A 23,372-nucleotide genomic window follows, 5' to 3' on the forward strand; every position below is an offset into this window, starting at 1 on the left:
TAGGGAATCGGGAATGGGGGCGTCCCCGCTGCCGCTCCCTGCCGTCGTTCCCGACGTTAGCCATGGCCCAGCCGGCAGCAGCCCGCTGTTGCCATTCCCCATTCCCAACTCCCCATTCCCAGCTCCCAGCCCATGTCCGTCCGCCTCAACAAGCACATCGCCGAGACCGGTTTTTGCTCGCGCCGGGAGGCCGATCGGCTGATCGCCGCGCGCCGGGTCACCGTCAACGGCCAGCCGGGTGGGGTCGGTTCGGTGGTGGGCGAGGGCGACGAGGTCAAGGTCGACGGGCAGCCGCTGCGCGCGCGGGCCAAGGCCAAGAGCGGGCGCCGCCACGTCTACATCGCGCTGAACAAGCCGGTCGGGGTGACCTGCACCACCGAGAGCGCGGTCAAGGGCAACATCGTCGACTTCGTCGGCCACGAGCAGCGCATCTTCCCGATCGGGCGCCTGGACAAGGAGTCCGAGGGGCTGATCCTGATGACCAGCAACGGCGACATCGTCAACGAGATTCTGCGCGCCGAGAACCGTCACCAGAAGGAATACCTGGTGGCGGTGAACAAGCCGGTCACCGACGAATTCCTGCGCGGCATGGCGCGCGGGGTGCGCGTGCACGACCAGATGACCCTGCCGTGCCGCACCGCGCGGATCGCCAAGTTCGGCTTCCGCATCGTGCTGGAGCAGGGACTCAACCGGCAGATCCGCTTGATGGCCGCGGCGTTCGACTACCGCGTCACCCAGTTGCGCCGCGTGCGCATCGACAACATCAAGCTCGGCGCGCTGAAGCCGGGCCAGTGGCGCAATCTCACCGAACAGGAACTGCGCGGCCTGCTGCCGCAGCGCCAGGAGTGGTAACCACGTCGCAGTGTCGGCGTTCGGCTGCCGCCGCGCGGCCCAACCGTACAGGCGTCGCGCCCGCCAGGGCTGGCGTCCGTCGCGGATTTGGCCATACTGCGCAACGCGAACCATCGCCGCCGCCGGGTATTCCGTGATCAAGCCCCGCAAGCCCGACAACGAAGCCGCACGCCTGCAGGCGTTGCACGCGTTGCAGATCCTCGACACCGAACCGGAAGCGTCCTACGACGATCTGGTCGGCATCGCCGCCAAGCTGTGCGACACGCCCTCGGCGCTGATCTCGCTGGTCGATGACGAGCGCCAGTGGCTGAAGGCGCAGCGCAACGTCTGCCTGTTGAGCACCGCACGCGACGAGTCGTTCTGCGGCCACACCATCCTGACCCCGGAGCAGGTCATGGTGGTCGCCGACGCCACCGCCGATGCGCGCTTCCAGCACAATCCGCTGGTCACCGAGGGCGGGGTGCGCTTCTACGCTGGCGCGCCGCTGCTGACCCGCGAGGGCCTGCCGGTCGGCACGGTGTGCGTGCTCGACAACCGTCCGCGCACCCTGCAGCCGGAACAACTGGCGGCACTGCAGGCGCTGTCGCGGCAGGTGATGCAGCTGATCGAACTGCGCCGCAGCAGCCATGCGCTGGCGCTGCAGTTGCGCGAACGCGCCTGGTACGAGCAACAGCTGCTGCAATACCAGGAATCGCTGGAATCGCTCAACGCCGAACTGCTGGAACAGGCGCGCACCGATCCGCTGACCGGCCTGCTCAACCGCCGCGCCTTCGCCACCGCGTTGATGATCCATGCCGAGGCGGCGCAGCCGGGTTCGGCGCCGCTCAGCGTGGCGATCCTGGATCTGGACTACTTCAAGAGCGTCAACGACCTGCATGGTCACGACAAGGGCGATGAGGCGCTGCTGGCGCTGGCCGACATGCTGCGCGCGCGCCTGCCGCCCGAGAGCGTCGTGGCGCGCTACGGCGGCGGCGAGTTCGCGCTGTTGCTGCCGGGGATGGACGCGGCGCAGGCGATGCGCGCCTGCGAGCGCCTGCGCCAGGACACCAGCCTGCTGCAGCTCGGCGTGTCGCTCACCGCCAGCATCGGCGTGGCCACGCTGCAGGGTCGCGAAAGCGCCGAGGACCTGCTCAAGCGCGCCGACCAGGGCCTGTACCAGGCCAAGCGTGCCGGCCGCGACTGCGTGTCGCTGGCGGCGTAGGTACGCCACGTCATTCCGGGACGATCCTCAGGTTCCTCCTTGTTCTACGGGAAAAATTCCCCCGCAGGGGTAGGCGCGTCGCCTCGCGAACGCAGACGACGCAGATGCTTTCGCGCCGTACCCTCACCCCAACCCCTCTCCCGGGGGGAGAGGGGCTAGTTCCCGAGCATGCTGCGCCTTTCGCGTTGGGCCTGCGGTCATGCCGCAAATGCGCAGGACCGGGCCAATCCCGACTCCGCAATCCCCAATCCCGAAGTGAGCGCCCCCGTGCTCACTCCACCACGTTCTTCGCCTCGCAGGTGGCCAGCAGCTCCGGGTGCTGCACCGGACGCGTGCGGGTCAGCAGCGGATGCAGGAACACCGCGCCCAGGATCACCGCCACGCCGAGGTAGAACAGCCCGGTGAGCTGGCGCTGCTCGTCCAGCAGCACGATCGCGAACACGATCGCGTAGACCGGTTCCAGGTTGGTGACCAGTTGCACCGCGTAGGCGCTGAGCCGGCGCAATGCGACCAGGGCCAGGGCGAACGGCAGCAGCGTGCACAGCAGCGCCAGCGCCAGCAGCAGCGCGGTGTCGTGCAGGCTGGGCAGCACCAGCAAGGGCCCGCTCAACGCCGGCAGCACGAACGGCAGCAACGGCGCCAGCGCGGTCAGGGTCAGGGTGCCGGCGCCCAGTTCCAGCGCGGTCACGGTCAGCGGATCGGCATGGTCGACCAGGCGCTTGTTGAGCGAGCCGAAGGCCGCCACCAGCAGCGCCGACACCGCGCCGACGGCGACACCGGCGCGCATCCCGTGCGGTACCCCGCCGACCACCAGGGCCACGCCAGGCAGCACCGCCAGGCCGAAGGCCAGTTCGCTGGGGCGGAACGGCCGTTTCGCCACCCAGGGTTCGATCACCGCGGTGAACACCGGCGCCAGCGCGATGCAGGTCGCTGCGACCGAGGCGTTGGCCAGCTTGATCGCGCCGTAGAACGTGAGCCAGTGCAGGCCGACCAGGGCGCCGACGATGGCATAGCCCAGCGCCAGTTTCGGCGTCAGCGCCGCCAGTCCGCGCCACACCCGCGGCAGCAGCGCCAGCGCGGCCACCACCATCAGCATCCGCCACCACACCAGCGGCAGCGCGGGCAGGGTGATCAGCTTGCCGAGAATCGCGGTGATTCCCCACAGCAGGACGCAGAAATGGATTTGCAGCTGGGCTTTGGTGGTGGGGTGCATCGGCATCCGCGTATTGTCGCGCAAAGCGCGCCGCCACGGTCGCGGATCGCCACACGGGTCAGGCGTCTGGCACCGGCGGCGACGCGTTCCGCGCCATCCTGCGCGCATAGGCGGCGGTGAGCGGCGGCACCAGCAGCGCCGTCACCACCACCGAGGTCGCCACCAGTGCGGTCGCGGCCGGCGCGGTGGCCCGGAACTGCGGCGCCACCGCCGCCACCAGCGCGGGCGTGGCCACCGCCGCGCCGGCGGTGCTGGAGGCGGCGAGGCCGGCGCTGCCGTTGCCGCCGGCCAGCCAGCGATCGGCCAGCAGCAGCGGGATCCCGGTCGCCACCATCACCAGCAGGCCCAGCGCGACCCCGGCCACGCCGGCATGGGCGACCATGCGCAGGTCCAGGGTATTGCCCAGGGCGAAGGCGAAGAACGGGATCAGCGCCGGTACCGCACGCGCGAACAGGGCGCGCAGCGCCGGGTCCAGATTGCCGAGCGCGAAACCGGCCAGCAGCGGCAGCACCGCGCCGAGCAGCAGCCGCGGTTCGAAGTTGGCGACGCCGGCGGTGCCGAGGATCAGCATGGTCACCAGCGGGCCGGATTCCAGCGACATCAGCGCCATCGCCCCGGCCTCGCCGCGGCGGCCGTACTGCTGCATGAGCGCGGCGAACAGGCCGGCATTGGTCATGTCCATCGCCGCGACCAGTGCCAGCACCGACATGCCGCTCCAGATGCCGGAGACGATGCCGCCCGGCGGCAGCAGTCGCGCGGCGATCACCGCGGTCAGCCACGCCACCGCGATCTTGGTCAGCACCAGCACGCCGGAGGCGCGCAACACGCGGCCGCCGCTGCGCAGCCGGATCGAGGCGCCCAGGCAGAAGCACCACACCGCCAGGATCGGCACCAGCCCGCCGATCAGGCCTTCGGTGAAGGAGCCGAACCAGGCGCCGGCCTGCGGCCACACGGTGTGGCAGAGCGCGCCGAGCAGCAGCGGCGCCAGCATCATGCCGCCGGGAAGACGTTCGAGCGTGTGCTTGATCCGCATCGAGGGACTCCGCGTGTGCAGGCGCGGCCCGCGGCCGCGGCCCGGCGACGGCGCCGGACGGGCGGTGTTGTACCCCAGCGCGGCGACCGCCAGGTGTCGCCGCGTGCGCGCGCTCGGGGTCCGGTTCAGCCGTCTTGCGACCGCGGCGGCGACGGTCGCGCTTGCGCCGTGCCGGGCGTCGCGTACGCGTGGTCGAGCGCGTCACGCCTGTGCGGCGGACCCCAGCATCTTCAGCAGGGCCATCGCCGCGGCGGGATTACGCTCCTTGGCGGCGCTGATGAAGTAGACGAAGACCTCGCGCGGCGTGGTCTTGGCCACGGCCGTATCGGCGTGCGGCAGCGCCTGCGGATCCTCGCCGCGGCGCCAGGCTTGCGCGTGCGCGGCCCAGGCCTGCAGTTCCTTGGGCGGGTAGCCATGGGCGAGGTCGGCGCGACTGCGCATCAGCCGCGCATAGACGAAGTCGGCGCCCAGGTCGGCGAAGGAGGGGAACTCGGGCGAATCGGTGAACACCGTGGCCACGCCGTGCCGGCGCGTCAGGTGCAGCAGTTCCGGTCCGACGCAGGCCGGATCGCGCACTTCCAGCACGTGGCGCAGACGGCGTCCGTCGGTCCTGCGCGGCAGCAGGTCCAGGAACGCGGCCAGGTCGTCCAGGTCCAGGCGGTGGCCGTGCTCGAACTGCCACAGCAGCGGGCCGAGGCGGTCGCCGAGGCTGGCGATGCCGCCGACGAAATCCTCGATCTGCGTGCCGGCGCCGGCCAGCCGCCGCAATGCGGTGATGCGCTTGGGCGCCTTGGCCGAGAACAGGAAGCCCGGCGGCGTCTCGTCGCGCCAGCGCGCATAGGTCTCCGGCTTCTGCGCCCCGTAGTAGGTGCCGTTGATCTCGATGCTGGTGACGTGGCGGCTGGCGTATTCCAGCTCGCGGCGCTGCACCAGGCCCTGCGGATAGAACATGCCGCCGCGCCATGGTGCGTAGGTCCAGCCGCCGATGCCGATACGGATGCCGTCCGGCGCGGCCGGGGCGGAGTCGAAGAGGTCGTTCATGCGGGCGTGTCCGGCGGCAGGCGGGGAGCGATTGTGCCGCAGCGTGGCGTTGCGGGGTGTGGTCGTGGGAGCCGGCCACCTTGCGGGGTCGCTCGGTGCTGCGCGGCCGCCGCCTGTGCGGCAGGTCGAGGCCTGCGTGATCGCGTGCAGGCATATGCCTGGGGACGGGAGATGTTGCGGAACCGCACTGGCCGCCGCTCGCGAGGTGGACGTCGGCGGCGGTGTCAGCGCCCACCTGTAAGACATCAAGCCCCGCGCGGTGCCGCCGCCCGCCGTGGCGTCGCCGCAAACGGCCCGGCAGGCTCTACACTCGCCGGGACGCGCGCGCCAGTGTGCGGCCTTGGTTTCCCTTCTTCAGGAGCGACGCAGTTGAAGAGCATCTCGATGGGCTGCGGCCTGTTGCTGGCGATGAGCGCCACCGTGCAGGCGCAGACGCCTGTCCCCGCCGCGGCCCCCGCACCGGCCCCGGCCGCATTGCCGCCCGGGCTGCAGGATCTGGACGCGCAGGTGGAGCGCGTGCGCAAGCAGTTCGAGGTGCCCGGCATCGCCATCGCCATCGTCAAGGACGGGCAGGTGGTGCTGGAGCGCGGCTACGGCGTGCGCGAACTCGGCAAGCCGGAACCGGTGGACGCGCAGACCCTGTTCGCCATCGCCTCCAATACCAAGGCCTTCACCTCCGCCGCGCTGTCGATCCTGGCCGACGAAGGCAAGCTCAAGCTCGAGGACCGGGTGGTGGACCACCTGCCGTGGTTCCAGATGTCCGACGCCTACGTCACCCGCGAAATGCGCGTGCGCGACCTGCTCAGCCATCGCAGCGGCCTGAGTCTGGGGGCGGGCGACCTGCTGTTCTGGCCGGCCACCAGTTACAGCAACGAAGAGGTGGTGCGGCGCCTGGCGCATGTGCCGCTGAAGGGCGGTTTCCGCGACCGCTACGCCTACGACAACATCCTGTACGCGGTGGCGCAGAAGCTGATCGAGCAGGTGTCCGGGCAGAGCTACGCCGAGTTCGTGCGCCAGCGCATCTTCGTGCCGGTGGGCATGACCGGCGCGCGCATCAACAGCGACCACCTGCAGCCCGGCGACGAGGCCGCGGTCGGCCACGCCAAGTTCGACTTCCGCGAGCTGCGCACGGTGGCGCCGCTGACCTGGTCCAACAATTCCGGTGCCGGCGGCATCTACGCCAACGTGCACGACATGGCCAAGTGGATGCAGGCGCAGCTCGACAGCGGGCGCCTGCCGGCGGCCGATGGCCAGGCGCGGCAGTTGTTCAGTGCGCAGCGCCAGCAGGAGATGTGGCAGATGATCACGCCGATCGCGATCTCCGAGCCGAGCGTGCCGGAACTGCTGCCGGCCAGGCCCAATTTCGCCGGTTACGGCGAGGGCTGGAGCCTGAGCGACTACCGCGGCGCCAAGCTGGTCTGGCACACCGGCGGCTGGCCGGGCATGGTCTCGCGGTTGACCCTGGTGCCGGAGCGCAAGCTGGGCGTGATCGTGCTGACCAACCAGGAAGTCGGCGCCGCCTTCAACGCGATCACCCTGCGCGTGCTGGACGCCTACCTGGGCGCGCCGGCGACGGACTGGACCGCCGCCTACGCCAAGGCCGTGGCCAAGGCCGACGCCAATGCCGACGAGGACTGGGCCAAGCACGTCGCGGCGCGCGACGCCAAGTCCACCCCGTCGCTGCCGCTGTCCGGCTACGCCGGCACCTACCGCGACCCGTGGTACGGCGATGTGGTGGTACGCCAGCAGGGCAAGCGCCTGGAACTGCAGTTCAGCAAGACCGCGCAGCTGGTCGGCACCCTGGAGCACTGGCAGCACGACACCTTCATCGTGCGCTGGCGCGACCGCTCGCTCAACGCCGATGCCTTCATCAATTTCGCGCTCACGCCCGACGGCAAGGTACGCGAGGCGCGCATGCAGGCGATCTCGCCGCTGACCGATTTCAGTTTCGATTTCCAGGATCTGGTGCTGACGCCGGCGGAGTGACTGCTGGGAATCGGGAATGGGGAATAGGGAATGGTAGGAGCGGCTTCAGCCGCGACGTGCGTTCCCCGGTAAAGCCCCGTCGCGGCTGAAGCCGCTCCTACGAGGGAAAGCGATGCGCACGCGCAGCCGCTTTTGCGATTCCCCATTCTCCACTCCCCATTCCCAGCGTCACGAAGCGTGACGCCGAATACGCTACCCTGACGCCCCTTTTTAGGCGTGACGTGGCGATGTTCCGCTGGTTCGAGTCCCTGATCGAGGTCTTCCCGAAGATCGAGACGCAGATGCCGCCGCGCGGGGTGGTGCGCTTCTATCTGCATTACCTGCGTCCGCTGTGGCCGCTCTTGCTGGCCACGCTGCTGGCCGGTCTTGCGCTGGCGCTGGTGGAAGTGGCGATGTTCGACTTCCTCGGCCGCATCGTCGACATGGTCGCCGAGCAGCCGGGGCCGGACTTCTTCCAGCGCCACGCGGGCGAACTGCTGTGGATGGCCTTCATCGTGCTGCTGGCGCGGCCGCTGTTCGTGGCCCTGCACAACCTGCTGGTGAACCAGGCCATCGTGCCCGGCCTGAGCAACCGCGCGCGCTGGCTGATGCACAACTACGTGGTGCGGCAGAGCCTGGGCTTCTTCCAGAACGACTTCGCCGGGCGCATCGCCAACCGGGTCATGCAGACCGGCACCTCGCTGCGCGAGTCGGCGGTGCAGATGGTCGATGCGCTCTGGTACATCGTGGTCTACACCGGCAGCGCGCTGTACTTGTTCGCGCAGGCCGATCCCTGGCTGATGGCGCCGCTGCTGGTGTGGGTGCTGGCCTACGTGGCGCTGATGGTCTACTTCGTGCCGCGGATGAAACAGCGGGCCTGGATCGCCTCGGACGCGCGCTCCAAGGCGATGGGCCGCATCGTCGACGGCTACACCAACATCGCCACGCTCAAGCTGTTCTCGCATGCCGGGCGCGAGCAGGCTTACGTACGCGAGGCGATCGACGAGCTGGCGGTCAAGCACCGCGGGCAGACCCGCATGACCACCGCGATGGACAGCGCCATCGCCATCATCAACGGCTTCCTGATCGCGGTGACCTGCGGGCTGGCGCTGTGGCTGTGGAGCCGCGGACAGATCAGCGTGGGCGCGATTACCCTGGCCACCGGCCTGGTGATCCGCATCCACAACATGTCCGGCTGGATCATGTGGACGGTCAACGGCATCTTCGAGGACATCGGTGCGGTGCAGGACGGCATGGAGACCATCGCGCAGCCGGCACAGGTGCAGGATCGCGCCGACGCGGTGCCGCTGCGCGTGGAGCGCGGCGAGGTCCGCTTCGAGCACATCCACTTCCACTACGGCAAGCGCGGCGGGGTCATCGCCGGGCTCGACCTGCAGGTGCGCGCGGGCGAGAAGATCGGCCTGGTCGGGCCGTCCGGCGCCGGCAAGTCGACCCTGGTCAACGTGCTGCTGCGGCTGTACGACCTGGAGCAGGGCCGCATCCTGATCGACGGCCAGGACATCGCCGGCGTCACCCAGGAGAGCCTGCGCCAGCAGATCGGCCTGGTCACCCAGGACACCTCGCTGCTGCACCGCTCGATCCGCGACAACCTGCTGTACGGCCGCCCCGACGCCAGCGAGGCGCAGCTGCGCGCGGCGGTGGCCAAGGCGCGCGCCGACGAGTTCATCGAGCAGTTGCAGGACGGCGAGGGCCAGCGCGGCTACGACGCGCAGGTCGGCGAGCGCGGGGTCAAGCTGTCCGGCGGCCAGCGCCAGCGCATCGCCATCGCCCGCGTGCTGCTCAAGGACGCGCCGATCCTGATCCTGGACGAGGCCACCTCGGCGCTGGATTCGGAAGTGGAGGCGGCGATCCAGGACAGCCTGGACGAACTGATGGCCGGCAAGACGGTGATCGCGATCGCCCACCGGCTCTCCACCATCGCGCGGATGGACCGCCTGGTGGTGATGGACCGCGGCGCCATCGTCGAGACCGGCAGCCATGCAGAACTCGTTGCCCGCGGCGGGCTGTACGCGCGGCTGTGGGCGCGCCAGACCGGCGGCTTCGTCGCGGCGGACTGACGCGGCTCGCCATCCAGGATGGCCGGCGACGGCGCGACATCGGTGTCGTGCCGCCAGGGCGGGGCGGCGCCGGGTACGCGCCGCGGCATGGTCCTGGGCGGGGCCCGCGCGTGCATGCCCGACGCGCATCCGACCAGCCGACCGTGGTGTTCCCTGGGCGGCGCACCGCCAGGCGGTTCGGCGCCAACGGCCCGGCAATGCGACAATGCCCGGCTTACCGAGATTCGCCAGACCATGTCCCGATTGCAGTTCCAGCTCCACACCACCGACGGCGCCGCGCGCCGCGGCCGCCTGACCTTCCCGCGCGGGACGGTCGAGACCCCCGCGTTCATGCCGGTGGGCACCTACGGCTCGGTCAAGGGTGTGCTGCCCGAGCAGATCAAGGCGCTGGGCGCGCAGATCATCCTCGGCAACACCTTCCACCTGTACCTGCGCCCGGGCCTGGACGTGATTGGCGATCACGGCGGCCTGCACGGCTTCGCCCGCTGGGACGGGCCGATCCTGACCGATTCCGGCGGCTTCCAGGTGTTCTCGCTGGCGCACCGACGCAAGATCAGCGAGCAGGGCGTCACCTTCGCCTCGCCGACCGACGGCGCCAAGGTGTTCCTGGGGCCGGAGGAGAGCATGAAGATCCAGCGGGTGCTCGATTCGGACATCGTGATGATCTTCGACGAGTGCACCCCGTACCCGGCCACCGAGGACGTGGCGCGGCGCTCGATGGAACTGAGCCTGCGCTGGGCGCAGCGCTCGCGCGACGCGCACGACGCGCTGGGCAACGATGCGGCGCTGTTCGGCATCGTCCAGGGAGGCGTGCATGCGGACCTGCGCAGCCGCTCGATCGAGGGCCTGCAGGCGATCGGCTTCGACGGCTACGCGATCGGCGGCCTGGCGGTGGGCGAGCCGGAGCACGAGCGCAATGCCATGCTCGAGCACCTGCATCCGCGCCTGCCGGGCGACCGCCCGCGCTACCTGATGGGCGTGGGACGCCCGGAGGACCTGGTCGAGGGGGTGGCCCGCGGCGTGGACATGTTCGACTGCGTGATGCCGACCCGCAACGCGCGCAACGGCCACTATTTCACCTCCTTCGGCACGGTGCGCATCCGCAACGCCAAGTACGAGCGCGACCTCGATCCGATCGAGCCGGGCTGCGGCTGCCATGCCTGCAGCAGCGGCTACACCCGCGCCTACCTGCGCCACCTGGACCGCTGCAACGAGATGCTGGCGCCCATGCTGGGCACCCTGCACAACCTCTGGTACTACCAGAAGCTGATGGCCGACATGCGCGCGGCGATCGCCGCGGGAACCTTTGCCCAGTTCCGGCGGTCCTTCTATGCGGCGCGCGGGGTCGAAGCGACGCCACTCCCGACGGAGCAAGGATAAAGCCCCTCTCCCGTCGGGAGAGGGGTTGGGGTGAGGGTCCGGGCGCAGCCTCGTGTTGTTCGGGAGGGGTCGGGGGTGAGGGTCCGGGCGAAGCCTCGTGCCGTTTGGGAGGGGTTGAGCCGAGGGTCCGGCCACCGCCGAACCCTGTTCCTCTCCCGGATCCAACCGCAAGGACCCCGTACGCCAGATCGCCATCGCCCGTCGGTGCCGGCCTGCCTTCCCGCTGCGCATGGCGCCGTTCCTGTGCCGCAAGGGCAGGGCAGCGGTTCCGGAGGGTGAAGGAAGATCGTGGCATAATCGGCGGCTGCTTGCTGCCGCAAGGCAAACCAGCGGTCCGTGCCCCAGGGCGTCGGGCTGCCCAAACCATAGGACGTACCCGATGAATCCGCTCGATTTCCTGATTCCCGTCGCCCAGGCGCAGACCGCTGGCGGCGCCGCCCCGGCCGGTGGTGGCCTGCAGATGTTCCTGCTGCCCATCATCCTGATCGCGGTGATGTATTTCGTGATGATCCGGCCGCAGATGAAGCGCCAGAAGGAACACAAGTCGATGCTGGACAAGCTCGGCCGCGGCGACGAGGTCATCACCTCCGGCGGCGTGGCCGGCGTGGTCACCGACATCGGCGACAACTTCATCACCATCGAAGTGGCCGACAACGTGCGCATCCGCGTGCAGAAGGGCGCCGTCGGCAATGTCCTGCCGAAGGGCACGCTGAAGTCCGCCTGATCCATTTCTCCTACTGCTAGGCGCGACGCCGGCGTGGCGTCGTGCGGGGTCCCGCAATGCTCGAGTTTCCGCGCTGGAAGTATGTCCTCATCCTGATCGTGCTGGCGTTGAGCGCGTTGTACGCGCTGCCCAACGTGTACCAGAAGGATCCGTCGGTCCAGATCACCGCCAGCCGCGGCGGCAAGATCGACGACGCCCTGCGCGAGCGGGTCCTCGCCGACCTGAAGACGGCCGGGATCACCCCGAAGCTGGTCGACAAGGAAGGCGACAGCCTGATGGTGCGCCTGCCGAACCTGCAGGCGCAGACCCGTGCCAACGACGTGCTGCGCCAGCAGGTGGGCGAGAACTACACGGTGGCGCTGAACCTGGCCTCGACCGTGCCGGACTGGCTGTCGCGCCTGGGCGGCAAGCCGATGGTGCTGGGTCTTGACCTGGTCGGCGGCGTGCACTTCGCCCTGCAGGTCGACCAGAAGGCGGCGCTGGAAAAGCGCCTGGACGCCTTCGCCGAGGACATCCGCACCACCTTGCGCGACAGCCGTCTGGCCTACCGCTCGGTCGAGCGCCGTCCCGACAACAGCATCCAGGTCAGCCTGGGCGAGGGCGTCGATGCCAGCGCCGCGCGCGCGGCCATCGCCAAGGCGCAGCCGACCCTGAGCTACGCCGTGTCCGGGCAGACCATCGCCGTGACCGTGCCCGAGGCCGAGCTGAAGCAGATCGCCGCTGGCGCCATCGAGCAGAACCTCACCACGCTGCGTAACCGCGTCAACCAGCTGGGCGTGGCCGAGCCGATCATCCAGCGCCAGGGCGACGACCGCATCGTGGTCGAGCTGCCGGGCGTGCAGGACACCGCCGAGGCCAAGCGCATGATCGGCGCCACCGCCACGCTGGAATTCCGCGGCGTGGTCGACGGCAACGCCGAGGACGCGGTGCGCAGCGGCAACATCCCGCCCGACGCCAAGGTCTACCGCCTGCGCGACAGCGGCGCCCCGGTGCTGCTGAGCAAGCGCGTGCTGGTGTCCGGCGACCAGATGGTCAACGCCACCGTCAGCACCGACCAGAACGGCATGCCGGCCGTGGCGGTCACGCTCAACAACGCCGCCGGCCAGCGCATGTTCGACTACACCAGCGCCAATACCGGCAAGCTGATGTCGGTGGTCTACATCGAGCGCATCCCCACCGTGACCATGGTCGACGGCAAGGAAGTGCGCAGCGTGCGCGTCAACGAGGAGGCGCTGGCGCCGACCCGGATCGCCGGCGTGTTCGGCAAGAACTTCCAGACCACCGGCCTGGAGAAGACCGAGGCCGAGAACCTGGCCAAGCTGCTGCGTGCCGGTTCGCTGGCCGCGCCGATGGACTTCGTCGAGGAATACGTGATCGGCCCGAGCCTGGGCGCGGAGAACGTCGAGCGCGGCATCACCGCGGTGGTCTACGCGTTCCTGTTCACCCTGGTGTTCTTCAGCGTGTACTACCGCATGTTCGGCCTGATCACCTCGGTCGCGCTGCTGATGAACCTGCTGATCGTGGTCTCGGTGATGTCGCTGTTCGGCGCCACCATGACCCTGCCGGGCTTCGCCGGTCTGGCGCTGTCGGTGGGCCTGTCGGTGGACGCCAACGTGCTGATCAACGAGCGTATCCGCGAAGAACTGCGGCTGGGCGTACCGCCCAAGTCGGCGATCGCGGCCGGTTACGAGAAGGCCGGCGGCACCATCCTCGACGCCAACCTCACCGGCCTGATCGTCGGCGTGGCGCTGTACGCGTTCGGTACCGGCCCGCTGAAGGGCTTCGCGCTGACCATGATCATCGGCATCTTCGCCTCGATGTTCACCGCGATCACCGTGTCGCGCGCGCTGGCGGTGCTGATCTACGGCCGTCGCAAGAAGATCAAGTCCGTGGCCATCTGAGCCACGCACGCCACCTTCCGCACGTCCCCGCGCCGACAGGCGCGGGGTCCAAAAAAACGCAGAGCGGTCTCCAATGAAAATTTTCCCGCTTCACCTGATCCCCAACGACACCAAGATCGACTTCATGCGCTGGCGGCACCCGACCCTGGTGCTGATGCTGGTGCTGGCGCTGGCCTCGTTCGCGGTGATCTTCGCCAAGGGCTTCAACTACGCGCTGGAGTTCACCGGCGGCGCGCTGGTGCAGACCAGTTTCCAGAAGCCGGTCGACGTGGACCAGGTGCGCGAACAGCTGGCCAAGGCCGGCTTCGAGAATGCGCAGGTGCAGAACGTCGGCAGCGGCAACGAGGTGGTGATCCGCCTGCAGCCGCAGGGCGAGCACAACAACGAGGACATCACCAAGAACCTCGCCGAGCAGGTGCGCAAGGCGGTGAGCACGCCGCAGAACCCGGCCACGGTCAAGCCGGGCGAGTTCGTCGGCCCGCAGGTCGGCAAGGACCTGGCCTTGAACGGCGTCTACGCCACGGTGTTCATGCTGGTCGGCTTCCTGATCTACATCGCCTTCCGCTTCGAGTGGAAGTTCGCGGTGGTGGCCAGCCTGACCGCGCTGTTCGACCTGTTGGTGACGGTGGCCTACGTGTCGGTCACCGGCCGTGAGTTCGACCTGACCGTGCTGGCCGGCCTGCTGTCGGTGATGGGCTTTGCGATCAACGACATCATCGTGGTGTTCGACCGCGTGCGCGAGAACTTCCGCAGCCTGCGCGTGGAGCCGATCGAGGTGCTGAACCGCTCGATCAACCAGACCTTGTCGCGTACGGTGATCACCGCGGTGATGTTCTTCCTGTCGGCGCTTGCGCTGTACCTGTACGGCGGCGAGTCGATGGAAGGCCTGGCGCTGACCCACATGATCGGTGCGGTGGTGGTGGTGGTGTCCTCGGTGATCGTGGCGGTGCCGCTGCTGTCGATCGGGCCGTTCCAGGTCACCAAGCAGGACCTGCTGCCGAAGTCGAAGGACGTCGAGGCGCTGGCGCGCAGGCCCTGATGGGGCCGGGAGTGGGGATCCGGGTTTGGAGATTCGTGAAAGCGTGACGTCCTGGGCCTGAAGCACTCCCTCCTGCGAACGAAAAAGCCGCGCGGATGCGCGGCTTTTTCTTTGTGCGGACGCTGGGGGCGTCGGGTGGGTGCAGCGCGACGTCGGCCGGGTTGCCGTGCGTGGGATGGGACCGTCAATGACGGTCCCATCCCCTCCGTGGCGTGCCTGCCGCGCAGGGCGTCCGCGCTACGTCGCGTTGGCGGTGGCGCGGGCCACCAGTTGCGCCACCATCGGATAGGTCTCGCTGCGCACCTGGAACTGGCCGACGATCTCCACCAGGTCGCCGGCCTGCTGCTCCATCGCGCGTGCCGCGGCAGTGGCTTCCTCGACCAGGGCGGCGTTCTGTTGGGTGGTCTCGTCCATCTGGGTGACGGTGTGGTTGACCTGCTCGATGCCGGCCGACTGCTCCTGCGAGGCGGCGGCGATCTCGCCCATGATGTCGGTCACGCGCTGCACCGAGGCCACGATGTCCTGCATCGTCGTGCCGGCCTGGGCGACCAGCGCCGAACCTGCGTTCACGCGCTCGACCGAGTCGTCGATCAGCGTCTTGATCTCCTTGGCCGCGCTGGCCGAGCGCTGGGCGAGGGTGCGGACCTCGCTGGCGACCACGGCGAAACCGCGGCCCTGCTCGCCGGCGCGTGCCGCTTCCACCGCGGCATTGAGTGCCAGGATATTGGTCTGGAAGGCGATGCCGTCGATCACGCCGATGATGTCGGCGATCTTCTTCGAGGCCGCCTCGATGCCGTCCATGGTGGTGACGACCTGTCCGACCACCGTGCCGCCCTGCGAGGCCACGGAGGCCGCGCCGGCGGCCAGCTGGTTGGCCTGGCGCGCATGCTCGGCGTTCTGCTTCACCGTGGCGGTCAGTTCCTCCATCGATGCGGCGGTTTCCTCCAGGCTGGCGGCCTGCTGCTCGGTGCGGCGCGACAGGTCGTCGTTGCCGCTGGCGATCTCGCCCGCGGCGGTGTCGATGCTGGCCGCGGCCTGCTGGATGCGGCCGACCATGTCGGTCAGTTGCGCGACGGTGGCGTTGGCGTCGTCGCGCATCCGCGCGAACACGCCGTGGAACTCGCCCTGCATGGTCTGGGTCAGGTCGCCGGCGGCGATCGCGCGCAACAGCTGCGACAGCGCCGCCAGATTGGTCTCGGTGCCCGTCATCATCGTGTTGAGGTTGGCGACCATGCCGCGGAAGGCGTGACGGAAACGCTGATCATTGCCGCGGCGGGAGAAGTCGCCCTGCGCGGCGGCGCGCACCAGCAGGTCGATCTCGTCGTTGATCGCGCCGAGATTGCGCTTCACCTTGGCCATGGTCTCGGTCAGGATCGCCTTCTCGCCCGGGAACTGCTCCAGGTCGCGGCTCAGATCGCCTTCGGCATACTCGCCCATCAGCGCGATCAGCTGCTGCTTGACCGAGATATGGCTGTGCACCAGGGCATTGGTGTCGCGGACCATGCGCCCGTAGTCGCCCGGGAAGCGTGTCTCGTCCATGCGGAAGCTGATCCGGCCGGCGTCATGCTGCTTGGCCATCTCGGTCTGCGCCTGGATCACCGTGCGCAGTTCCTCCTGCATCTGCCGCATGTCGTTGAGCAGCGACGGCGCCTGGGTGCGCAGGCGCACGTCCTGCGACAGGTCGCCGCTGGCGATGCGGCGCACCACGTCGGCTGCGTAGGCGGGCTCGCCGCCGAGCTGGCGCATCAGGCTGTTGCGGACCAGCAGGCCGAGCAGGATGGCGGCGACGATACCGATCAGCATGCCGCCGAGGCTGGTCCATTCGCCCGACTGCGCGCGCGCCTCGCTCTCGGCCTTGCGCACCTGCAGCAGGGCGCGCTCGGCGTTCTCGTACTGACCGATCGTGTCGCGCAACCCGTCCATCTGCTGCTTGCCGACGCTCCGGAACGCGTCCAGCTGGGCGTCGTCGCTGTCGGCCGCGGTGGTGCGCATGTGCTCCACCGCCTTGCGCTTGGTCGTCATGAACTGCGTGTAGTCCTGCATCAGGGTCTGCAGGCGCGCCTGCTGCGCCGCGTTGTCCGCGGTCAGTTCCTTGGACTCCTGCCACTGTGCGCTGAACTCGCGTTCGCCGAGTTCGAGTGGCGCCAGGTAGGACGGATCGCGGGTCAGGGCGAAGCCGCGCGCGCCGCTCTCGATGTTGAGCAGGCTCACCAGCATGCGGTCGCCGAGGGTGATGACCTTGTAGGTGTGCGCGTCCAGCGCTGCCGCGCTGGTGAACTTGCGGAAGCCGATCAGGCTGGTGATGCCGACCAGCAACAACATGGCGATCACGCCGCAGAAGCCGATTGCCAGGCGCTTGGTGACGGTGAGATGATGGAAGGACACGCGAGATCTCCGGAAGATGCGAGAGAGCGGCGCTATCGGCTCCATTGCCGCAGGGACGGCAATGCAGGCACGGATCAGCGGGGAAGTTCGGGCAAAGACCCGCATCGGTATCGGCCGCGTTCCGTGGATCTTTAGGGCTGCGTTCGCCGATTGCGTCGGGCGCATCGCACATGCCGTTTTGCCTGCACGTAGCGCGTCGTGTGCCGTTTTCTACGCAAGCGCCGATCAAGCAGGAGTGAAGCGCGCAGCGTCCAATGCGTGAGTGCGGTGTGACGGAAAAACGGCCCGTGCGTTCTGCGTTCGACGGGATTTCCTGGATGGCGGCTGGTCTGCGCGAGGCCAGGCGGATGCTGCGAAAGGACCTGTGCGGAGGTCGTGCGCCGGTCCGATCGGCGGATGACGGACATAAAAAAAGCCGCGCGAGTGCGCGGCTTTTCTGTTGTTGCGGTGTCGCTGCGCCGGCGTAGCGCCGGTCGCCTCGCTCAGAACTTCGCGTCGAACTCCCCGGCGAAGCCGGTATTGACGATCAGCTTCTGCAGCGCGTCGCCGACCTTGAGGTTGCCGGCGACCACCTGGAACTGCTGTGGGCCGCGGTCGTCGATGCGGCCGAGGGTGCCGCCCTTGAAATCGGTGACGCGGCCACCGGCCTCGCGCACCAGCAGCACGCCGGCGGCGATGTCCCAGGCCTTCACGCCGGCTTCGAAGTAGGCGTCGCTGCGGCCGCAGGCCACATAGGCCAGATCCAGTGCTGCCGAACCGGTGCGACGGATGTCCTCGGCCTGCACCAGCAGTGCATCCACGCACTTGAGCTGGGGGCTGGTGCGCTTGCGCTCGCGCGGCGCGAAGCCGGTGTGGACCATGGCGCCGTTGAGTTCTTTGCGCTCGCTGACACGGATGCGGCGGTCGTTGAGCACGGCGCCGTTGCCGCGGCTGGCGGTGAACAGTTCGTTGCGGAGCGGGTCGAAGATCACCGCGTCGACCGGCTCGCCGTTCTCGACCAGGGCGATCGACACGCAGTAGTGCGGGAAGCCGCGCAGGTAGTTGCTGGTGCCGTCGAGCGGGTCGATCACCCACATGTAGCGGCCGCCGCCCTGCACGCCGCTTTCCTCGCCCATCACGCCGTAGTCGGGGTAGGCGCGGCGCAACTCCTTGACGATCACCTTTTCCGCATCGGCATCGACTTCGCTGGCGTAGTCCATGCGGTCCTTCTGCACCACGTTCAGTGCTTCCAGGCGGTTGATGTGGCGCAACAGCACGTTGCCGGCGAGGCGGGCGGCCTTGACCATGACGGTGACGGCGGGTTTTTGCATGGCAAGCGCTCCCGAGAAGGCGGAGGGGGGTCTGGAGGAGGAAAAGAGCAGTCCGGCGCCAAGGCCGGCCGCACAGTTTACCATCTACGCCCCCGTTCGCTTCGCCTGCCGTGCCGCCATGACCGATTCCCTCCGTATCCGCTTCGTCCTGGTCGGGACCCAGCACCCCGGCAACATCGGCGCGGCGGCGCGCGCGATGAAGACCATGGGGCTGTCGCGGCTGGTGCTGGTGGCGCCGGAATGCGAGCTGGAGACCGAGGCCTACCGGCGTTCTGCCGGGGCCGAGGATCTGTTGCAGCAGGCGCCGGTGCTGCCGGCGCTGGCCGACGCAGTGGCCGATTGCCGGTTGGTGCTGGGCTGCACCGCGCGCAGCCGCCGCGTGTCGCTGGAGGAGTTGCTGCCGGCCGATGCCGCGCAGCGCCTGACCGCGACCAGCGCCGAGCCGGCGGAGGTGGCGCTGGTGTTCGGCCGCGAGCGCACCGGCCTGACCAACGAGGAACTGCAGTTGTGCCATGCGGCCGTGCACATTCCTTCCGATCCGGCGTTCAGCTCGCTCAATCTGGCCGCGGCGGTGCAGGTGCTGGCCTACGAACTGCGCCTGGCGCAGCTGCGCGGCGCCGCCCCCGCGCCGGCGCCGGCACCGGGGTTTCGCGAGGCACCGGCCAGCCACGCACAGGTGGAAGGGCTGTTCGGGCAGTTGGCCGAGACCCTGGACGATATCGACTTCCACAAGGGCCGCGCCCCGGATTCGGCGATGCGCAAGTTGCGCCGGCTGTTCCTGCGCACCGAGCTGACCGAGCAGGAAGTGCGCCTGCTGCGCGGCGTGCTGTCCGATGCGCAGCGCATGGCGCGACTCGCCGGGCAGGCCGGAAACTGAGGCCAGGCCAGGCGCGAAGGCCTCCATCGCGGCGCGCGCGCCGACGCGTGCGCCCAGGGCGGACTGCATGCGCGGCAGGCGCCATTCTGTGACGCTGTCACCGGCATGCGCTTTCGGCTAGGCTTTGCAAGGTCTACTTGGGGATCGTGGTTTGTCCAGTTCGCGTTGGCGGGTGGTCGTGGTGTGGCTGGCGCTGGCGATCTGCTGGCCCGCGTCCGTGCACGCGCGGCCCTCGGTCCTGGTGCTGGGGCGCATCAGCGACAATCCCAAGGCCCATTACGAGCAACTCAAGCCGCTGCTGGACTACGTGGTGCCGCGCATGCGCGAGGTCGGCATCACCTCCGGGCAGATCCTGATGGCCCGCGACAGCCAGCAGATGAGCAGTTACCTGCGTCGCGGCCGGGTCGACTGGGTCACCGAGACCGCTGCCACCGCGATGGCGCTGGAACAGCGCGGTGGCGCCAAGCCGCTGCTGTTGACCGAGCGCAACGGCGTGCGTCAGTACCACACCGTATTCTTTGTGCGCAATGACGCGCCGGTGCACGACCTGTCGGATCTGCGGGGGCGCACGCTGGCGCTGCAGAGCACGCTGTCCACCAGCGCCTACCTGGTGCCGATGATGACGCTGTTCGAGCGCGGCCTGCATCCGGAGATCCTGCTCTCGACCAAGGACCAGCCCTCGGCGGAAACGGTCGGTTACGTGTTCGCACGCTCGGAACTCAACATCGCCGCCTTCGTGCACAAGCACCTGGTGGATGCCGGGGCGTTCAGCAATCTCGACTGGGACGACGATCGCCGCATTCCCCCCGCGTTCCGCCGCGACTTTCGGGTGATCTACCGCAGCGAACCGTATCCGCGCGCGGTGGAGATGGTGCGCAGCGATCTGCCCACGGACGTGGAGACGCGCCTGCGCGAGGTGCTGCTGCACGCCGCCGACGATCCGCAGGGGCGCGCGGCGCTGCGCCAGTTCTTCGGGACCTCCGGCTTCTACCCGATCGATCCGGCGTCGCAGAAACGCCTGGATGCCCTGCGCGCCGGCGTGGCGCGGGTGAGGCTGGAAGTGGAATGAAGACCATGCGTTTCGGGTTGCAGGCCAGGTTCCTGCTGGCCATGGGCGTGGCTGCGCTGCTGGTGATGGCGATCCTGGCCCTGCTGCTGGAGCGCCAGGCGGCGATGCAGCGCGAGGTGCGCACGCTCAGCGGCAACGCCATCCACAGCCTGTTCGACAGCAGCATGCGCACCCGCGGCGAATCGCTGGCGCGGCAACTGGCCGATTCGCTGGCCAACCCGGTGTACTACTCCGACCTGGATGCGATCGGCACGCAGGTGCGTGGGGCGCTGGGCTATGTGGCGGTGGCCTACGTGCTGGTCTACGACGCCGACGGGCGGCTGATCCACGACGGCAGCAAGGACCTGGTGGGCTACGGGCAGCGCATGCGCGGGCCGATGGCCGACGCCGCGATCCGCGCCAAAGGCCTGCTGGCGCAGGAGTCGCCGGAGTTCCTCGACGTGTCGATGCCGATCATGATCGGCGACCAGCGCGTGGGCGGGGTGCGGGTAGGCATGTCCTGGGCACGCGCGCAGGAGTACGAGCGCAAGGCCGGGCAGAACCTCGACCAGCGCCTGGGCGAACTGGGCAAGCGCCATCTCGGCTGGTTGCTGCTGTTGCTGGCCGCCCTGGGCCTGACCGCGGCGATGGTGACGGTCTACGTGCAGCGCACGCTGGTGGCGCCGTTGCGCTGGATGGCGGCGGCCGCGCGCCAGATCGAGGCCGGCAACTACGCGGTGGAGCGCCGCGACAGCGGCCGCCACGACGAGGTCAGCGAATTGCTGCGCGCGTTCGGGCGGATGAGCGAGGCCATCGCCCGGCACGACCGCGACGTGCGCCACATGGCCTACACCGATGCGTTGACCGGGCTGACCAACCGGCTCGCGTTCCGCGAGGCGCTGGACCATCGCATGCTGTCGGCGCGCGCCTCGCAGCGCAGGCTGGCGCTCCTGTTCGCCGACATCGACGATTTCAAGCGGATCAACGACACCCTGGGCCACGAGGCCGGCGACGAGGCGCTGCTGCAGTTCGCGCGGCGCATCCAGCTGGCGGTGGAGCAACTGGGCGGCGACGATGCGCTGCTGGCGCGTTTCGGCGGCGACGAGTTCGTGATCCTGGTGGAGGATGCGCAGGCGGCCAAGGTCGCCACCGCGCTGGCGCAGCGGCTGGTGCAGGAACTGCGCGAGCCGCTGCGGATCCAGGGCCGCGAGGTGTTCATGGGCACCTCGATCGGCATCACTGTCTACCCGGGCGATGCCGAGGACGCCTCGGCGCTGCTGAAGAACGGCGACATCGCCATGTACCAAGCCAAGCTGGCCGGCAAGAACTGCCACCGCTTCTACAGCCGCGCGATGGACTATGCGGTGGAGCGGCGCGTGCACATGGAGCACGAACTGCGCGGCGCCTGGGAGCGCGACGAACTGAAGCTGGCCTACCAGCCGATCTTCCGCACCCAGGACCGGCGCATGGTCGGCGTCGAGGTGCTGCTGCGCTGGCAGCATCCGGCGATGGGCACGATCTCGCCGACGGTGTTCATCGACGTGGCCGAGCAGAGCGGGCTGATCGAAAGCATCGGCCCCAAGGTGCTGCGCGCGGCCTGCAGCGAGGCCACCCAGTGGCGGCGCGCCGACGGCAGAGCCGACCTGTTCGTCTCGGTCAACGTCTCGCCGCGGCAGTTGCGCAGCGGCGATCTGCCCGAAGTGGTGGCCGAATGCCTGCGCGAGTCCGGGCTGCCGGCGGCGCAATTGCATCTGGAGCTGACCGAGACCGCGGTGATCGGCGACGAGCTGCAGGCGGCGAGCATGCTGGCGCGGCTGCATAGGACCGGGGTCAAGGTCTGGCTGGACGACTTCGGTACCGGCTTCTCCGGACTGAGCCATCTGCGCCAGGTACCGGTGGACGGGGTCAAGATCGACAAGAGTTTCGTCGCCGACCTGCAGCGCGACCCGGACGATCTGGCGCTGACCACCGCGATCATCGCCATGGCGCATTCGCTGGACATCACCGTGGTCGCCGAAGGCATCGAGCAGGAGACCCAGTTCGAGCTGCTGCGCGAGCGCGGCTGCGAACTGGGGCAGGGCTTCTGGCTCAGCCGTCCGCTCAGCGCGGAGGAATTTCGTCAGCTGCTCGCCAACGAGGACGCACCGCCCGCCAGCGCGTGATCGCCGCTGCGGCGTCGTGGCCGGCGTGCGCTGTGCCTGCGGCGGTCCCGGCCAGGCGGGTCAGGGCATCAACGGGCGCTTGCCGGTATCGCCGGCGATCTCGCGCACCAGCTTCGGCACGAGATAGCCGGACAGGCGCGCGGCCAGCGCCTGGTGCAGGGCCAGTGCGGTGGCATCGTCCACTTCGAAATGGGCCACGCCCTGCACCCGATCCAGTTGATGCAGGTAGTAGGGCAGCACGCCGGCGGCGAAGCTGCGCTCGCTCAGTGCGGCCAGCGCCTCCACGCTGTCGTTGACCCCGCGTAGCAGCACCGCCTGGTTGAGCAGGTGCGTGCCGGCCTCGCGCAGGCGCGCCAGCGCGGCATCGACGCCGGCATCGAATTCGTTGGCGTGGTTGGCGTGGATCACGAACGCCAGCGGCCACGGCAGCGTGCGCAGCCAGGCCAGCAATGGCGCATCGACGCGCTCGGGCAGCACCACCGGCAGGCGGCTGTGGATGCGCAGGCGCTTGAGTTGCGGCAGCGTCGCCAGCGCCTCGGTGAGTTCGGCCAGCTTCGGCGTGGCCAGCGACAGCGGATCGCCGCCGGACAGAATCACTTCCTCGATGCTGGGGTCGGCGGCGATGGCCGCCACCGCCGTGCGCCAGCCATCGCGCGCGGCGGTCTCGTCGGCATAGGGAAAGTGCCGGCGGAAGCAGTAGCGGCAGTGCACCGCGCAACTGCCGGTGGCCACCAGCAGGGCGCGGCCGCGGTACTTGTGGATCACCCCGTCGGCCTTCTTGGCTGCGGTGTCGCCGACCGCATCGAGGGCGAAGCCGGCGACCACGCGCTGCTCGTCGTCGATCGGCAGCACCTGGCGCAGCAGCGGGTCGTGCGGATCGCCCGGGCGCATGCGTGCGACGAAGCTGCGCGGCACGCGCAGCGCGAACTGCGTCGCAGCCTGTTCGGAGACGCCCAGCGCTTGCGGATCCAGGTCCAGCAGGGCCAGCAGCTCGCGCGGATCGCGCACGGCGTCGCGCCAGGCCTGCTGCCAGCGCGGCGGCGCGACGGCGGGCAGGGGCGGGGACGGCTGCATCGGGCGGGGGGCTGCGGTTATCATAGGCGGTCATCAGACGAGCGCCCGCCGTTGCGGCGGAGCTTCCATTCTATCCGGCCGGCCGCCGA

General features: G+C 69.3%; 17 protein-coding genes. 11 read left to right on the plus strand and 6 right to left on the minus strand.

What is annotated here, in order from left to right:
* The first annotated feature begins 132 nt into the window (after window positions 1-132).
* Together ACHWVH_RS19290 and ACHWVH_RS19295 are read left to right on the plus strand one after the other, a co-directional pair.
* Entirely contained in the window at window positions 133-852 is a 720-nt protein-coding gene (locus tag ACHWVH_RS19290; RefSeq protein WP_010343505.1) for a pseudouridine synthase, read from the plus strand.
* Between the two features lie 133 nt (window positions 853-985).
* On the plus strand, window positions 986-2,053 hold the full coding sequence (locus ACHWVH_RS19295; protein ID WP_394687784.1) for a diguanylate cyclase: 1,068 nt from the start codon (window positions 986-988) through the stop codon (window positions 2,051-2,053).
* Between the two features lie 271 nt (window positions 2,054-2,324).
* Here ACHWVH_RS19295 and ACHWVH_RS19300 read toward each other — a convergent pair whose 3' ends face one another.
* The 3 genes from ACHWVH_RS19300 to ACHWVH_RS19310 form a co-directional block, all read right to left on the minus strand.
* Window positions 2,325-3,272: a DMT family transporter gene (locus ACHWVH_RS19300; protein ID WP_148829689.1), complete on the minus strand. Its 948-nt coding sequence runs from the start codon at window positions 3,270-3,272 to the stop codon at window positions 2,325-2,327.
* Between the two features lie 52 nt (window positions 3,273-3,324).
* Window positions 3,325-4,299 (minus strand): 2-keto-3-deoxygluconate permease, encoded by a 975-nt coding sequence (locus ACHWVH_RS19305; RefSeq protein WP_267084750.1) that lies wholly within the window; start codon window positions 4,297-4,299, stop codon window positions 3,325-3,327.
* A gap of 201 nt (window positions 4,300-4,500) precedes the next feature.
* Window positions 4,501-5,340: a DUF72 domain-containing protein gene (locus tag ACHWVH_RS19310; protein ID WP_267093886.1), complete on the minus strand. Its 840-nt coding sequence runs from the start codon at window positions 5,338-5,340 to the stop codon at window positions 4,501-4,503.
* Window positions 5,341-5,709: 369 nt separating this feature from the next.
* On the opposite strand from ACHWVH_RS19310, the gene ACHWVH_RS19315 reads away from it, so the two are divergent.
* The 6 genes from ACHWVH_RS19315 (at window position 5,710) to secF (ending at window position 14,427) form a co-directional block, all read left to right on the plus strand.
* Window positions 5,710-7,326, plus strand: coding sequence for a serine hydrolase (locus tag ACHWVH_RS19315; protein WP_394687785.1), 1,617 nt, complete (start codon window positions 5,710-5,712; stop codon window positions 7,324-7,326).
* Window positions 7,327-7,553: 227 nt separating this feature from the next.
* Window positions 7,554-9,383, plus strand: a complete 1,830-nt coding sequence (locus ACHWVH_RS19320) for an ABC transporter ATP-binding protein (RefSeq protein ID WP_043095646.1) — start codon at window positions 7,554-7,556, stop codon at window positions 9,381-9,383.
* 234 nt (window positions 9,384-9,617) lie between these two features.
* Window positions 9,618-10,763 (plus strand): tRNA guanosine(34) transglycosylase Tgt, encoded by a 1,146-nt coding sequence (gene tgt / locus ACHWVH_RS19325; protein WP_267109767.1) that lies wholly within the window; start codon window positions 9,618-9,620, stop codon window positions 10,761-10,763.
* Window positions 10,764-11,142: 379 nt separating this feature from the next.
* Window positions 11,143-11,487 (plus strand): preprotein translocase subunit YajC, encoded by a 345-nt coding sequence (gene yajC / locus ACHWVH_RS19330; protein WP_017910689.1) that lies wholly within the window; start codon window positions 11,143-11,145, stop codon window positions 11,485-11,487.
* 56 nt (window positions 11,488-11,543) lie between these two features.
* Window positions 11,544-13,388, plus strand: a complete 1,845-nt coding sequence (secD, locus tag ACHWVH_RS19335) for a protein translocase subunit SecD (RefSeq protein ID WP_017910688.1) — start codon at window positions 11,544-11,546, stop codon at window positions 13,386-13,388.
* A gap of 73 nt (window positions 13,389-13,461) precedes the next feature.
* The gene (secF, locus tag ACHWVH_RS19340; RefSeq protein WP_017910687.1) at window positions 13,462-14,427 is read left to right on the plus strand and encodes a protein translocase subunit SecF; all 966 of its coding nucleotides are present in this window, start codon (window positions 13,462-13,464) and stop codon (window positions 14,425-14,427) included.
* 237 nt (window positions 14,428-14,664) lie between these two features.
* Here secF and ACHWVH_RS19345 read toward each other — a convergent pair whose 3' ends face one another.
* Both ACHWVH_RS19345 and ACHWVH_RS19350 read right to left on the minus strand, forming a co-directional pair.
* Entirely contained in the window at window positions 14,665-16,812 is a 2,148-nt protein-coding gene (locus ACHWVH_RS19345; protein WP_267102940.1) for a methyl-accepting chemotaxis protein, read from the minus strand.
* 482 nt (window positions 16,813-17,294) lie between these two features.
* The gene (locus tag ACHWVH_RS19350; protein ID WP_026144017.1) at window positions 17,295-18,122 is read right to left on the minus strand and encodes an inositol monophosphatase family protein; all 828 of its coding nucleotides are present in this window, start codon (window positions 18,120-18,122) and stop codon (window positions 17,295-17,297) included.
* 118 nt (window positions 18,123-18,240) lie between these two features.
* Here ACHWVH_RS19350 and ACHWVH_RS19355 point away from each other — a divergent pair, with 118 nt between their 5' ends.
* The 3 genes from ACHWVH_RS19355 to ACHWVH_RS19365 all read left to right on the plus strand — a co-directional run bounded on the left by ACHWVH_RS19355 (window position 18,241) and on the right by ACHWVH_RS19365 (window position 22,209).
* Entirely contained in the window at window positions 18,241-18,999 is a 759-nt protein-coding gene (locus ACHWVH_RS19355; protein WP_017914286.1) for an RNA methyltransferase, read from the plus strand.
* Between the two features lie 178 nt (window positions 19,000-19,177).
* A complete protein-coding gene (locus ACHWVH_RS19360) occupies window positions 19,178-20,068 on the plus strand; it encodes a phosphate/phosphite/phosphonate ABC transporter substrate-binding protein (protein WP_152237866.1) in 891 nt (296 codons plus the stop codon).
* Window positions 20,065-22,209: a putative bifunctional diguanylate cyclase/phosphodiesterase gene (locus tag ACHWVH_RS19365; protein ID WP_394687786.1), complete on the plus strand. Its 2,145-nt coding sequence runs from the start codon at window positions 20,065-20,067 to the stop codon at window positions 22,207-22,209. Before ACHWVH_RS19360 ends, ACHWVH_RS19365 begins: the two co-directional genes overlap by 4 nt.
* Window positions 22,210-22,269: 60 nt before the next feature.
* On the opposite strand, the gene epmB is transcribed toward ACHWVH_RS19365, so the two are convergent.
* On the minus strand, window positions 22,270-23,307 hold the full coding sequence (gene epmB, locus ACHWVH_RS19370) for an EF-P beta-lysylation protein EpmB (RefSeq protein WP_394687787.1): 1,038 nt from the start codon (window positions 23,305-23,307) through the stop codon (window positions 22,270-22,272).
* Window positions 23,308-23,372: the final 65 nt, after the last annotated feature.

The organism is uncultured Xanthomonas sp. (assembly GCF_964278005.1).
GTDB classification, from domain to species: Bacteria; Pseudomonadota; Gammaproteobacteria; order Xanthomonadales; family Xanthomonadaceae; genus Xanthomonas_A; species Xanthomonas_A sontii.

What these genes read in the sequence shown, in the direction of transcription:
- ACHWVH_RS19355 (WP_017914286.1), top strand. Translation starts at nt 18,241, where the DNA reads ATGACCGATTCCCTCCGTATCCGCTTCGTCCTGGTCGGGACCCAGCAC.
- ACHWVH_RS19320 (WP_043095646.1), top strand. Translation starts at nt 7,554, where the DNA reads ATGTTCCGCTGGTTCGAGTCCCTGATCGAGGTCTTCCCGAAGATCGAG.
- tgt (WP_267109767.1), top strand. Translation starts at nt 9,618, where the DNA reads ATGTCCCGATTGCAGTTCCAGCTCCACACCACCGACGGCGCCGCGCGC.
- yajC (WP_017910689.1), top strand. Translation starts at nt 11,143, where the DNA reads ATGAATCCGCTCGATTTCCTGATTCCCGTCGCCCAGGCGCAGACCGCT.
- secD (WP_017910688.1), top strand. Translation starts at nt 11,544, where the DNA reads ATGCTCGAGTTTCCGCGCTGGAAGTATGTCCTCATCCTGATCGTGCTG.
- ACHWVH_RS19350 (WP_026144017.1), bottom strand. Translation starts at nt 18,122, where the DNA reads ATGCAAAAACCCGCCGTCACCGTCATGGTCAAGGCCGCCCGCCTCGCC.
- ACHWVH_RS19310 (WP_267093886.1), bottom strand. Translation starts at nt 5,340, where the DNA reads ATGAACGACCTCTTCGACTCCGCCCCGGCCGCGCCGGACGGCATCCGT.
- ACHWVH_RS19365 (WP_394687786.1), top strand. Translation starts at nt 20,065, where the DNA reads ATGAAGACCATGCGTTTCGGGTTGCAGGCCAGGTTCCTGCTGGCCATG.
- epmB (WP_394687787.1), bottom strand. Translation starts at nt 23,307, where the DNA reads ATGATAACCGCAGCCCCCCGCCCGATGCAGCCGTCCCCGCCCCTGCCC.
- ACHWVH_RS19305 (WP_267084750.1), bottom strand. Translation starts at nt 4,299, where the DNA reads ATGCGGATCAAGCACACGCTCGAACGTCTTCCCGGCGGCATGATGCTG.
- ACHWVH_RS19290 (WP_010343505.1), top strand. Translation starts at nt 133, where the DNA reads ATGTCCGTCCGCCTCAACAAGCACATCGCCGAGACCGGTTTTTGCTCG.
- ACHWVH_RS19300 (WP_148829689.1), bottom strand. Translation starts at nt 3,272, where the DNA reads ATGCCGATGCACCCCACCACCAAAGCCCAGCTGCAAATCCATTTCTGC.
- secF (WP_017910687.1), top strand. Translation starts at nt 13,462, where the DNA reads ATGAAAATTTTCCCGCTTCACCTGATCCCCAACGACACCAAGATCGAC.